The following is a 10,524-nucleotide window of genomic DNA, read 5'->3' on the forward strand; positions in this document are numbered from 1 at the left end:
GGCGGCCGCCCCCGCCGAGGCCCCGCGCCCGGCACCGGCCGCCCCTGCCGCCGCGCTGTCGGCCGAGGCCGTGGGCAAGTCCACCAAGGACATCCCCGAGGGCCATACCGTGCGTTCGCCGATGGTCGGCACCTATTACGAGTCGCCGAGCCCGGACAAGCCGCCGTTCGTGAAGGTGGGCCAGACCGTGAAGCAGGGCGAGACGCTCGGCATCATCGAGGCCATGAAGATGTTCAACCCGATCGAGGCCGAGGTGTCCGGCACCGTGACGGCCGTGCTGGTCAAGAACGGCCAGCCGATCGAATTCGACGAGCCCATGTTCGTCATCAGCTGAAGGCGCTTCCCATGCTCGACAAGATCGTCATCGCCAACCGCGGCGAGATCGCGCTGCGCATCCTGCGCGCCTGCCACGCGCTCGGCATCAAGACCGTGGCCGTGCACTCCACCGTCGACCGCAACCTCAAGCACGTGGCCATGGCCGACGAGTCGGTCTGCATCGGCCCGGCGCCGTCGTCGGAGAGCTACCTCAACATCCCGGCCATCATCGCCGCGGCCGAGGTCACCGACGCCCAGGGCATCCACCCGGGCTACGGCTTCCTGAGCGAGAACGCCGATTTCGCCGAGCGCGTGGAGAAGTCCGGCTTCACCTTCATCGGCCCGACCGCGAACGTGATCCGCATGATGGGCGACAAGGTCGAAGCCATCCGCGCCATGAAGGAGGCCGGCGTGCCCTGCGTACCCGGCTCCGGCGGCCCGCTGCCCGACGACAGCGCCGAGTGCATCAGCCACGGCCGCGAGATCGGCTACCCGGTGATCATCAAGGCCGCCGGCGGCGGCGGCGGCCGCGGCATGCGCGTGGTGCACAGCGAAGGCGCGCTGATGACCGCCATCGCCGCCACCAAGCAGGAAGCCAAGGCCGCGTTCGGCAACGACATGGTCTACATGGAGAAGTTCCTGGAGAACCCGCGCCACGTGGAGATCCAGGTGCTGAGCGACGGCCAGGGCAACGCCATCCACCTGGGCGAACGCGACTGCTCGATGCAGCGCCGCCACCAGAAGGTGGTCGAGGAAGCGCCGGCCCCGGGCATCACCGACGAGCAGCGCGCCGAGATCGGCCGCATCTGCACCGAGGCCTGCGTGCGCATCGGCTACCGCGGCGCCGGCACCTTCGAGTTCCTGTACGAGAACGGCCGCTTCTACTTCATCGAGATGAACACCCGCATCCAGGTGGAGCACCCGGTGACCGAGATGATCACCGGCATCGACCTGGTGCGCGAGCAGCTGCTGATCGCCAGCGGCCAGAAGCTGAGCATCAAGCAGAGCGACATCAAGATCACCGGCCACGCCATCGAGTGCCGCATCAACGCCGAGGACCCGGAGAGCTTCCTGCCCAGCCCCGGCCTGATCCGCCACTTCCACGCGCCGGGCGGCCCGGGCGTGCGGGTGGATTCGCACATCTACGAGGGCTACAAGGTCCCGCCGAACTACGACTCGATGATCGGCAAGCTGATCGTGCACGGGGCGACCCGGGCCCAGGCCATCGCCCGCATGCGCGTGGCGCTGAGCGAGATGGTGGTGGACGGCATCAAGACGAACGTGCCGCTGCAGCAGCGCATCCTCGCGGACGTGGGCTTCCAGCAGGGCGGCACCAACATCCATTACCTCGAGAAGCGGCTGGCGGAGCGCAAGGAAAAGGCGATCGGGCTGGGATGAAGCGGCTGCTCGCGCTGCTGGCCTTCGGCGGCCTGGCCGTCGCCCTGCCCGCGCCGTCGGCGGCATCGGCGGACGGCGAGGGCTACGCGCTGGTCGCCACGTACGGGAAGCGCGAGGCGGCGAAGGCCTGGGAGGCCATCCGCCGCATCGAGACGCGGCGGCTGGAGGCCATTGATCCCGCACTGGTCGAACGCATGCTCGACAATCCCGACACGTACCGCTACACGGCGATGTCGCGCGAACCCAACATCGCGGACAGCGAGTTCGCCGGGCACTGGCGCTTCTTCGGCGAAGTAGGCGACCGCCGGCCCTACGCGGCCTGGCGGCGCCTGCCGTCGACGGGCGCCGCGCCTCCGCGGTTCGAGCTCTACTGCAGCGGGCGCGCCTGCGATGAGCTCCGCGGCCAGCTGGCGGCCATGCACGAGACGCACGAGCAGACGCCGTCGCAACTCGAGGCATGGAAGGCGGCCGCCGCCGCCGAGACCTGCGAGCCGGGCCCGGTGTCCACGCCGGCTCCCCGCTATCCGCCGAAGCTGCTGCGGGAGGCGGAATCCGGGACGGTCGAACTAGTACTGCTGGTGAACCGCTGCGGCCAGGTGCAGCGGGCGTGGGTCGGCCGCTCTTCCGGCTATCCCGGCCTGGACGCCGCCGCGGTCGAAGCTGCAGGCACCTGGCGCATCGCGCCGCCGCAGGACGGCGCCGCCAGCGCGATCGCGCGGACGCACGTCCGCTTCGGCCTCTGAGGCGCGATCGCCAACCGCGGCTGAATGGGCGCGGTCGCCTTACGATTTATTGACACGACGCGCCGGCGCATCGCCGACGATGCCGGCTCGATGACCGGGGGATGGCCGCGGTCGAGCACCGGCGCGAGGCTGCCTTGGCGGATCCCACTGCTTCCCCTGCGCGACGCAGCCTGGGCGCGAACACGCTGACCGCGATCGCGGCGGCGCTGCTGGCGCTGGCCTACAGCGCCAGCTTCTGGCGTCAGCTCGGTGCCGCCGACCTGCCCGGCGGGCTGCGCGGGGCGCTGTTCCTGCTCGCGGCCTTCGCGGTGCTGTTCGCATTCAACGGGCTGTTGCTGTCGTTCGTGGCGTGGCGCGGGCTGCAGAAGCCGGCCCTGGCCATCGTGCTGGTGCTGTCGGCAGCCGCCGCGTATTTCATGGACGGCTACGGCGCGGTAATCGACCGGCACGCGCTGCAGAGCGTGCTCGAGACCGACCTGCGCGAGGGCAGCGAATGGCTGTCGTGGTCGATGGCGGGCTACCTGCTCGTGCTCGGCTTGCTGCCCGTGCTGGCGCTGGTGAAACTGCCCGTGCGCTATCGCCCCTGGCCACGCGAACTCGCGGGCCGCGCCGGCTTCATGGTCGCGATGCTGGCGGTGATTGGCCTGGCGGTGCTGCCGTTCTCGCGCGAGTTCTCGTCGACCGCGCGGAACCATGCCCAGCTGCGGCACCTGGCCACGCCGGCCAACCTGTTCAACGCGGTGCGCGGCTACGCCAAGCACGCGGCGCCCGGCGAACCCGTGGTGGTGGCGCCGCTGGGCACCGACGCCCACGGCGGCAGCCGCTACGGCGTGCGCAAGCCGGTGCTGCTGGTGATCGTGGTGGGCGAGTCGGCGCGCGCCGACAGCTTCAGCCTGGCCGGCTACCCGCGCCAGACCAACCCCGAGCTGGCGAAGATCGCGCCGGTGTTCTTCCCCAACGTGAGTTCGTGCGGCACCAACACCGCGACCTCGCTGCCCTGCATGTTCTCCGACCTGGGCCGCGCGCGTTACGAGGAAGCGTCCGCGCGCGGTCGCGAGAACCTGCTCGACGTGATCGCCCACGCCGGGCTGCAGGTGGAGTGGGAAGACAACAATACCGGCAGCAAGGGCGTGGCCGCGCGCCAGCGCGAGGAGTCGATAGCGAAGCTGCCGGCCACGCAACCCTGCGACGCCGACGGCTGCCTCGACGAGCGCCTGGTCGAACACCTGCGCGACGAGCTGGCCGCGCCGGGCACCGCCGACAAGGTGTTCGTGCTGCACCAGATAGGCAGCCACGGCCCGGCCTACTTCAAGCGCTACCCGCCGCAGTTCGAGCGTTTCACGCCGACCTGCCGCAGCGTGTCGCTGCAGGACTGCACCACCGAGGAAATCCGCAACAGCTACGACAACACCATCCTCTACACCGACCACGTGCTGGCCGCGCTGATCCGCCTGCTCGAGCACGAGGCCGGCGACCGCGCGCCCGCACTGCTGTACCTCTCCGACCACGGCGAATCCACCGGCGAACACGGGCTCTACCTGCATGGTGCGCCGTACGCGCTGGCACCCGGCGAGCAGACCCACGTACCGATGCTGCTGTGGACCTCGCCGGCCTTCCTGCGCTGGCGCGGCCTCGACACCGGCTGCGTGCAGGCCCGCCGCAGCGACCCGCTCAGCCACGACAACCTGTTCCACACCGTGCTGGGCCTGCTCGACCTGCAAACCTCGGTTTACGAGCCGAAGCTGGACGCCCTGGCCGGCTGCGCGCCGGCCTGAGGACTCACCCGGGATAATTTCTGATGGCGACGCCCGCCGCGAGTCGTTAGCGTTGGGGCACACCCGCCACCGGATGACTCGCCTTGAAGCACGGCCGCCCGCTCGCTCTTTCGGTTCTTGCCATCGCCCTGCTCCCGGGCTGCGACATCCTCGACAAGATCCCGCGGACGCCGGAGGATTTCGCCCTGGCGGCCAGCCCGTTCGGCGCCGCCACGCGCGAGCTGCTGGAGGAATCGTCCGAGGGCAAGGTCTACCGCGTCATGATCGAGTCCAAGCGCGCTGCGTCCTGGACACAGGCGGACTTTGCGATGTGGGAGACACTGCAGCACTCGTGCCCGGACGGCGAGCGATACGTAACGCTTTCCACCAAACCGGAGGTGGTGCTCGGCTCCGTGGACTCCGGGGAGAGCAGCCGCCGGGAATGGCCGGCCGGCACCCTTTTCGTTCGCACATTACGCTGTGCACCCAAGCCTTCCTACGAATTCGAGTTCGAAGCCTCCGTCACGCAGGACAAGGGCTACGGACAAATGTTCCGCAGGTTGTCAGACGCCGCTCCTAGCTCACAGGCCCGCCAGGTCGTGCGCCCCATCCTGGATTCCCCGGCCGCGCCGAAATACGAGCAAGTCGAGCAGATTATTGGCCTCGCGGTCCATCAAATGCTGGCCAATTGCAATGACGGGGTCGTAGTGACGCATCCGATGATCGGTGCGTTCCCCACGGCTATCGAGGCCAAGGACCGCGGTCAGCTCGCTGGCTACGTGGGCTTCATTTTGGAATGCCAGGGCCGGTCGCCAGGGACGGCTGCCACGGGCAGCTGAGCCCCGGCAGTGCGACAATGGCGGCCCCGCCGTCGCCAACGCCGCCATGCCCTTCCTCGAACTCTCCCTGCGCGTCCGCGCCGAAGACGAACACCGCGCCGAGAATGCGCTGATGGACCTCGGCGCGCTGTCGGTCACGCTGATGGACGCCGACGCGGCCACGCCGAACGAGAAGGCCGTGCTCGAACCGGGCGTGGGCGAGACGCCGCTGTGGCCGGAAATCACGCTGCTGGCGCTGTTCCCGGGCGACACCGTGGCCGAGCTGGTGCTGCACGCGCTGGAATCCTTCGATGATGCGATCGACCTGTCACAGGCCGACTTCCGCGAAGTCGCCGACCAGGACTGGGAGCGCGCGTGGATGGACCAGTACGTGCCGCTGAGCTTCGGCACCCGCACCTGGATCGTGCCCTGGAACATGGACCCGCCGCCGGAAGCGCGCGACGGCGTGATCGTGCGGCTCGACCCGGGCCTGGCCTTCGGCTCGGGCACGCACCCGACCACGTCGCTGTGCCTGCAGTGGCTCGATTCGCTGGTGCTGCGCGACAAGGTGGTGCTCGACTTCGGCTGCGGCTCCGGCATCCTCGCGCTGGCCGCGCTCAAGCTCGGCGCCAAGGCCGCGGTGGGCGTGGACAACGACCCGCAGGCCCTGGCCGCCACCGCCGACAACGCCGAACGCAACGGCGTCGGCGACCTGCTCACGGTGTATTCGCCCGAAGACGAACCGGCCGCGACCTATCCCGTGGTCGTGGCCAACATCCTCGCCTCTGCGCTCGATGCGCTGGCCGAAACCCTCGCCTCGCGCGTCGCGCCCGGCGGCGTGATCGCGCTGTCCGGCATCCTGCAGGGGCAGGAGGACGCGTTGCTGGAGCGCTATGCGGCTTGGTTCGATCACTTGGTGGCGGCGCAGGAGGGGGATTGGATGCGGATTACAGGCGTGAGGAAAGCAGGCACTGGGGAATAGGAACTAGGAAATAGGAAATAGGAACTAGTGAGAGGCAAAAGCCGGATCCCGGCTCTTACTATTTCCTAGTTCCTACTTACTATTTCCTGTCCCCTGCCCTCCCCCAATCACCCACTCCGCCCGCCGGCTATCATCCCCCCATGCCCCCCAAAACCCCGCGCTTCGCCACCGCCGCCGCCGACGACACCGCACCCACGCTCCGCCGCCTGCCCTGGGGCTGGGCCGGGCTGGTGGTCGCGCTGGGCCTGCTGCTGTTGCTGCAGCTGGTGCTGGCCGACCGGGCGCGCCTGGCCGGGGATGCGAACTGGCGGCCGCGGCTGGAGCTGGCCTGCGGCGTGCTGGGCTGCGACCTGCCGCCCTGGCATGCACCCGACGATTTCCGGGTCACCACGCGTGAAGTGCAGCCGCACCCGACCGTGCCGGGGGTGCTGCTGGTCACCGCCAGCTTCCGAAACGATGCCCGCTGGGCGCAGGCCTGGCCGGTGCTGGAGATCGCGCTGCAGGACCTCGATGGCCAGGCGCTCGGCCTGCGCCGCTTCCAGCCGGTGGAGTACCTGGGCAGCCCGCCGGCCTCGCCGCTGATCGCGCCCGGCCAGTCGGCCAGCGCCACCCTCGAGATCCTGGACCCGGGCAAACGGGCGGTCGCGTTCACCTTCGACTTCCACTGAGGAATCGTCCCGGGTCCTGTCCGGAAGTACGGGTCGCACCGCGTTTTGGATTGACGTAGACTCCCTTCCCCCGTCGCCCAGCGCCGGGACCGCAAGGAAGCGGACAATCCCCCACGGAGCTGACTTCCAGTGAATGCCCTGCCGGCCGCGCGCGCGGATTCCAACGCTTCCACCCCCAGCCACACCCCGCTGCGCGACCATGTCTCGCGCTCCGTGCGGCGCTACCTGCTCGACATCAACGGCTGCGAGATCGACGATCTCTACGAAGTCGTGCTGCGCGAAATCGAAGCCCCGCTGTTCGCCGAGGTGCTGCGCCACTGCGACGGCAACCAGAGCCGCGCCGCCGCCATGCTCGGCCTCAACCGCGCCACCCTCCGCAAGAAACTCAAGGCCTACGGCCTGGCCTGAGCCCGCTATAATCGCGGCCCTCCCCACGAGGTGCCCGATGACCGCCGAACGCCAACCCGTCCGCCGCGCGCTGCTTTCCGTTTCCGACAAGACCGGCGTGGTCGAACTGGCCCGCGGGCTGGCCGCGCTGGGCGTCGAGCTGCTGTCGACCGGCGGCACCGCCAAGGCGCTGCGCGAGGCCGGGCTGGCGGTGCGTGATGTCAGCGAAGTCACCGGGTTCCCGGAAATCATGGATGGCCGGGTCAAGACCCTGCACCCGAAGATCCACGGCGGCTTGCTGGGCCGCGAGGGCGTGGACGATGCGGTGATGGCCGAACACGGCATCGCGCCGATCGACCTGCTGGTGGTCAACCTCTACCCGTTCGCACAGACCGTGGCCAAGCCCGGCTGCAGCTATGACGACGCCATCGAGAACATCGACATCGGCGGCCCGGCCATGCTGCGCGCCACCGCCAAGAACCACGCGCGCACCAGCGTGCTGGTCGATCCGTCCGATTACGACGCCTTCCTGGCCGCATTGAAGGACGGCGGCAGTACGCCGGCCATGCGCCGCGCGTTCGCCGCCAAGGCCTATGCCCACACCGCCGCCTACGACGGCCAGATCGCGCAGTGGCTTTCGCCGCGCGCGGAAGACCCCGCCCAGCCGGAGGCCTGGCCGAAGACCTTCCACGCCTCGCTGCAGCTGGCGTCGGCCCTGCGCTACGGCGAGAACCCGCACCAGCGCGGCGCGCTCTACGTCGAGGCGGGCGCGCCGCAGGGCATCGTCGCCACCGCGCGCTTCCTGCAGGGCAAGGAGCTGAGCTACAACAACCTGGCCGACGCCGACGCCGCGCTCGAGTGCGTCAAGGCCTTCGACGCGCCGGCCTGCGTGATCGTCAAGCACGCCAACCCCTGCGGCGTCGCCGTGGCCGCCAGCCTGATGGAGGCCTACGACCGCGCCTTCGCGGTGGACCCCACCTCGGCCTTCGGCGGGATCATCGCCTTCAACCGCGAATTGGACGCCGCCACCGCCGCCGAGATCCTCAAGCGCCAGTTCGTCGAGGTCGTCATCGCGCCTTCGATCGCGGCCGACGCACTGCCGCACTTCGCCAAGAAGGCCAATGTGCGCGTCCTCGCCTGCGGCGAGCTGCGCGCGACGTCCGGCTTGGAGTACAAGCGAATCGCCGGCGGCCTGCTGGTGCAGGACGCCGACACCGACGCGCTCGGTGCCGCCGACCTGAAGGTCGTCAGCAAGCTGGCGCCCACCGACGCCCAGCTGCGCGACCTGCTGTTCGCGTGGAAGGTGGCGATGTACGTCAAGTCCAACGCCATCGTCTATGCGCGCGACCTGCAGACCGTCGGCATCGGCGCCGGCCAGATGAGCCGCGTGGTCAGCGCGAAGATCGCCGGGCTCAAGGCCGAGGAGGCCGGGCTGGTGGTGCCGGGCTCGGTGATGGCCTCCGACGCCTTCTTCCCCTTCCGCGACGGCATCGACGCCGCCGCGGCCGCCGGCATCGCCGCGGTGATCCAGCCGGGCGGCTCGATGCGCGACGGCGAAGTCATCGCCGCCGCCGACGAACACGGCATGGCCATGGTGTTCACCGGCCGCCGCCACTTCCGCCACTGAGCGCGCGCCCGCCCGCCATCGCCTCCGGAGCATTCCCATGAAAGTCCTCGTCATCGGTTCCGGCGGCCGCGAGCACGCGCTGGCCTGGAAGCTGGCGCAATCGCCGCGCGTCAGTGAAGTGCTGGTCGCGCCCGGCAACGCCGGCACCGCCACCGAAGCGCGCTGCCGCAACGTGCCGGTGAAGGCCACCGATATCGAAGCACTACTGGCGCTGGCCGCCGACGAGAACGTGGGCGTCACCGTGGTCGGCCCCGAGGCGCCGCTGGTGAAGGGCGTGGTGGATGCCTTCCGCGCCGCCGGCCGCCGCATCTTCGGGCCCACGGCCGCTGCGGCGCAGCTCGAGGGCAGCAAGGCCTACGCCAAGGATTTCCTGGCGCGGCACAAGATCCCCACCGCCTACTACGGCGTGTTCGAGGACAGCGCGCTGGCGCTGCAGCACGTGCGCGACCACGGCGCGCCGATCGTGATCAAGGCCGACGGCCTGGCCGCGGGCAAGGGCGTGGTGGTGGCGATGACGGTCGCCGAAGCCGAGGCCGCCATCATCGACATGCTCGAGGACGAAGCCTTCGGCGACGCCGGCGCGCGCGTGGTCATCGAGGAGTTCCTGGAAGGCGAGGAAGCCAGCTTCATCTCGATGGTGGACGGCCGCACCGCGCTGCCGATGGCGACGTCGCAGGACCACAAGCGCGTCGGCGACGGCGACACCGGCCCGAACACCGGCGGCATGGGCGCGTATTCGCCGGCCCCCGTGGTGACGCCCGAAGTGCACGCCCGCGTGATGCGCGAAGTGGTGGAGCCGACCGTGCGCGGCATGATCGCCGACGGCATCCCCTTCACCGGCTTCCTCTACGCCGGCCTGATGATCACGCCCGACGGCGCGCCCAAGGTCATCGAGTTCAACGTCCGCTTCGGAGACCCGGAAACCCAGCCGGTGATGCTGCGCCTGCGCAGCGACCTGCTGGACCTGGTGGAGGCCGCGATCGACGGCCGCCTGGACCAGGTGCAGGCCGATTGGGATCCGCGCCCGAGCCTGGGCGTGGTGATGGCCGCCGACAACTACCCGGGCACGCCGCGCACCGGTGACGCCATCTCGGGCCTGGCCACCGATCCGGGCCCCGAGGCCAAGGTCTTCCACGCCGGCACCGAGCTGCGCAACGGCGTGGTGGTCACCACCGGCGGCCGCGTGCTCTGCGCCTGCGCGCTGGGCGACACCGTGGCGCAGGCGCAGCAGCGCGCTTACGCCGCCGCCGACAACCTGCACTGGGAAGGCGCGTTCTACCGCACCGACATCGGCTGGCGCGCCATCGAGCGCGAGCGCCGCGGCTGATCGCCCCTCCCACGGGGAGCTTGGGAAAGGGCATCATCCTTGGCAACGCCTCGCCCGGATCGCCTGCCATGCGCCTGCCACGCTTCGCCACCCGTTGCTTTCCGCTCGCGCTGCTGCTGCCTGGCGCCGCGCTGGCGGTCGACCAGCCGTCCACCTACCCCGGCTGCGCCACGCGCAGCGTCAGCGTGCCCTGGGGCGGCAGCGTCGCGGTCGACCTGAAGGACTGCCACACCTTCGGCCTCGGCGTCGTGTCGAAGCCCCCGGCGCACGGCCAGGCCACGCCCGGCGCCAACGTGCCGCTCGACGGGTATCGCTACATCCACGGCGGCGCCACGCCGGCCGGCGGCGGGCGCGACCGGTTCGTGGTGCTCGACGACAACAGCGACACCATCATGGTCACCGTCACCATCGCGCCGCCCGCCGCCGCGTCCGGCATCACGCTCACGCCGGCCGCGCTGCCCCCGCTGCAGGCCGGCAAGCCGGTGGCGCTGGCGTTCGCGGCGTC

Annotated in this window: 11 protein-coding genes; all 11 read left to right on the forward strand. The window is 70.3% G+C overall.

From position 1 onward, the window contains the following. On the forward strand, positions 1-334 hold a 334-nt coding region (gene accB / locus Q0C12_RS13295; RefSeq protein ID WP_290890973.1), incomplete at its 5' end, for an acetyl-CoA carboxylase biotin carboxyl carrier protein. 11 nt (positions 335-345) lie between these two features. Next, positions 346-1,713 carry an acetyl-CoA carboxylase biotin carboxylase subunit gene (gene accC, locus Q0C12_RS13300; RefSeq protein WP_290890975.1) on the forward strand — a complete coding sequence of 456 codons (1,368 nt, stop codon included), beginning with the start codon at positions 346-348 and terminating at the stop codon, positions 1,711-1,713. Beyond that, the gene (locus tag Q0C12_RS13305) at positions 1,710-2,456 is read left to right on the forward strand and encodes an energy transducer TonB (RefSeq protein ID WP_290890977.1); all 747 of its coding nucleotides are present in this window, start codon (positions 1,710-1,712) and stop codon (positions 2,454-2,456) included. Before accC ends, Q0C12_RS13305 begins: the two co-directional genes overlap by 4 nt. A gap of 101 nt (positions 2,457-2,557) precedes the next feature. Next, a complete protein-coding gene (locus Q0C12_RS13310) occupies positions 2,558-4,231 on the forward strand; it encodes a phosphoethanolamine--lipid A transferase (protein WP_290890979.1) in 1,674 nt (557 codons plus the stop codon). Between the two features lie 83 nt (positions 4,232-4,314). Beyond that, the gene (locus Q0C12_RS13315; protein WP_290890980.1) at positions 4,315-5,049 is read left to right on the forward strand and encodes a hypothetical protein; all 735 of its coding nucleotides are present in this window, start codon (positions 4,315-4,317) and stop codon (positions 5,047-5,049) included. Positions 5,050-5,095: 46 nt separating this feature from the next. Beyond that, positions 5,096-6,010 (forward strand): 50S ribosomal protein L11 methyltransferase, encoded by a 915-nt coding sequence (prmA, locus tag Q0C12_RS13320; protein ID WP_290890982.1) that lies wholly within the window; start codon positions 5,096-5,098, stop codon positions 6,008-6,010. 140 nt (positions 6,011-6,150) lie between these two features. Continuing rightward, on the forward strand, positions 6,151-6,678 hold the full coding sequence (locus tag Q0C12_RS13325; protein ID WP_290890983.1) for a DUF3426 domain-containing protein: 528 nt from the start codon (positions 6,151-6,153) through the stop codon (positions 6,676-6,678). 129 nt (positions 6,679-6,807) lie between these two features. Then, complete coding sequence (fis, locus tag Q0C12_RS13330) at positions 6,808-7,086, forward strand: DNA-binding transcriptional regulator Fis (RefSeq protein ID WP_290890985.1); 279 nt, start codon at positions 6,808-6,810, stop codon at positions 7,084-7,086. 37 nt (positions 7,087-7,123) lie between these two features. Then, on the forward strand, positions 7,124-8,692 hold the full coding sequence (purH, locus tag Q0C12_RS13335) for a bifunctional phosphoribosylaminoimidazolecarboxamide formyltransferase/IMP cyclohydrolase (protein WP_290890987.1): 1,569 nt from the start codon (positions 7,124-7,126) through the stop codon (positions 8,690-8,692). 37 nt (positions 8,693-8,729) lie between these two features. Continuing rightward, positions 8,730-10,019 (forward strand): phosphoribosylamine--glycine ligase, encoded by a 1,290-nt coding sequence (purD, locus tag Q0C12_RS13340; protein WP_290890989.1) that lies wholly within the window; start codon positions 8,730-8,732, stop codon positions 10,017-10,019. A 68-nt stretch (positions 10,020-10,087) separates the two neighbouring features. After that, a partial coding sequence (locus tag Q0C12_RS13345; protein ID WP_290890991.1) for a hypothetical protein occupies positions 10,088-10,524 on the forward strand: 437 nt, incomplete at its 3' end.

Source organism: Arenimonas sp. (assembly GCF_022842045.1).
In the GTDB taxonomy this organism is placed as follows: domain Bacteria; phylum Pseudomonadota; class Gammaproteobacteria; order Xanthomonadales; family Xanthomonadaceae; genus Arenimonas.